Source organism: Gemmiger formicilis (assembly GCF_016901605.1).
GTDB classification, from domain to species: Bacteria; Bacillota; Clostridia; order Oscillospirales; family Ruminococcaceae; genus Gemmiger; species Gemmiger formicilis_B.
Map to the genome: position 1 here is coordinate 1 of NZ_JACJKP010000310.1, position 1549 is coordinate 1549.

A 1549-nucleotide genomic window follows, 5' to 3' on the forward strand; every position below is an offset into this window, starting at 1 on the left:
CTGCTGCCCTGCGCCCCGCACAACGGATTGGTCACATCGCAGGCGACCTTGAATTCGCACTCTGCCAGTTCCGGCATCACCTGGTCGGTGGTGATGGTACACAGGCCCGCCAGACCTGCCGCCCCCCAGGCAATGGGCTGCCCGGTCCGGTCCAGGAATCCGTATCCCAGCGCCTGCAGCATGCCTACGCCGCCATCGTTGGTGGCGCTGCCGCCAATACCCACAATAAAACGGCGGCATCCCTTACCAATGGCATCCCGGATCACCTCGCCTACCCCGTAGGTGGTGGCACGCAGCGGGTCCCGCTGTTCCGGCGCCACCAGGGGAAGCCCTGCCGCGCCTGCCATTTCCAGCACAGCTGTACGGCCATCCGGCAGAATACCGTAGGTACAGTCTACCGGGGTTCCCATGGGACCGGTAACCGTGACCCGCTGGGGTGTGCCCTGCATACCGGCCACCAGCGCTTCCACTGTTCCCTCGCCGCCGTCCGCCAACGGCCGCACCACTGCTTCCACGCCGGGCAAAGCCCGCAGCGCCCCCTGGGCAATGGCTTCGCCGGCTTCCAGGGAAGACAGGCTTCCTTTGAAAGAGTCAATGGCAATGACGATTTTCATTTTGGGGTGCTCCCTTTCCTGTGTGATTTCTGCTTTCAGTATACCGCGCCGATGGCTCGATGACCATAGTTTATATGACAACATTTCATTCACTTTATCACATTTCTTTGTTTTATATAACAACACATCCCATACTGTCGGCAATCATCCGCGGATGGATTCCTCATCTCCCCACGTCCCCCGCGGGAAAATCTCTGTAAAGCGGGAATCTGCCGCACGGCAGCAAAAAAAACACGCCGAAGCACAGGCTTCGGCGTGTTTTTCCGTTTTTTCCCGGTTCCGGGGCAAAAAGAGCGCTTGCTTTTACTCCATGCCCAGAACGTTTTTCAGATTGTTTTTATAGATATCGGCCTTGGTACCGTAAACGATCTGTACGCCGTCGTTCACGCGCACCACACCGTTGGCGCCGGTCTTTTTCTTCCAGTCATCGTCGCTCATGACCAGGCTCTTGTCCTTGACCTTGACGCGAAGACGGGTGAAGCAGGCGTCCACATTCAGGATGTTGTCGCTGCCGCCCAGGCCTTCCACAATCACAGCCATGGTTTCATCGTCCACTTTTTTGCCTTTGAGTTCCACTGCTTCCCCTTCGTCCTCACGGCCGGGGGTCTTGTAGTTGAACTTGAGGATCATAAACCGGAAGGTGAAGTAATACAGGAAGAAGAAGCCCACGCCCAGAATGAAGATCCAGATCCAGTGGGAGCCTTTGTCCGCCTGCATAATGCCGTTGAAGATGGTGCTGAGGAAGGGCCCGCCGAAGGAGCTGGGGCCGGGCACGTTGACCTGGAAAATATAGGTCAGCAGGTAAGCCAGGCCCGCAAAGCCGGCATGCACCACAAAAAGCAGCGGTGCCACAAACAGGAAGGCGTACTCGATGGGCTCGGTAATGCCGGTAAACACAGCGGGAATGACCGCCGCGATCAGCAGCGCTTTGACCT

2 protein-coding genes are annotated in these 1549 nt (G+C 57.7%); both read right to left on the reverse strand.

The features are described 5' to 3' along the window. A partial coding sequence (locus H6B10_RS14460; RefSeq protein ID WP_204652240.1) for a glycerate kinase occupies positions 1-614 on the reverse strand: 614 nt, incomplete at its 3' end. Positions 615-917: 303 nt separating this feature from the next. Beyond that, positions 918-1549: glucose PTS transporter subunit EIIB (locus H6B10_RS14465; RefSeq protein WP_204652241.1), on the reverse strand; the 632-nt coding region annotated here is incomplete at its 5' end.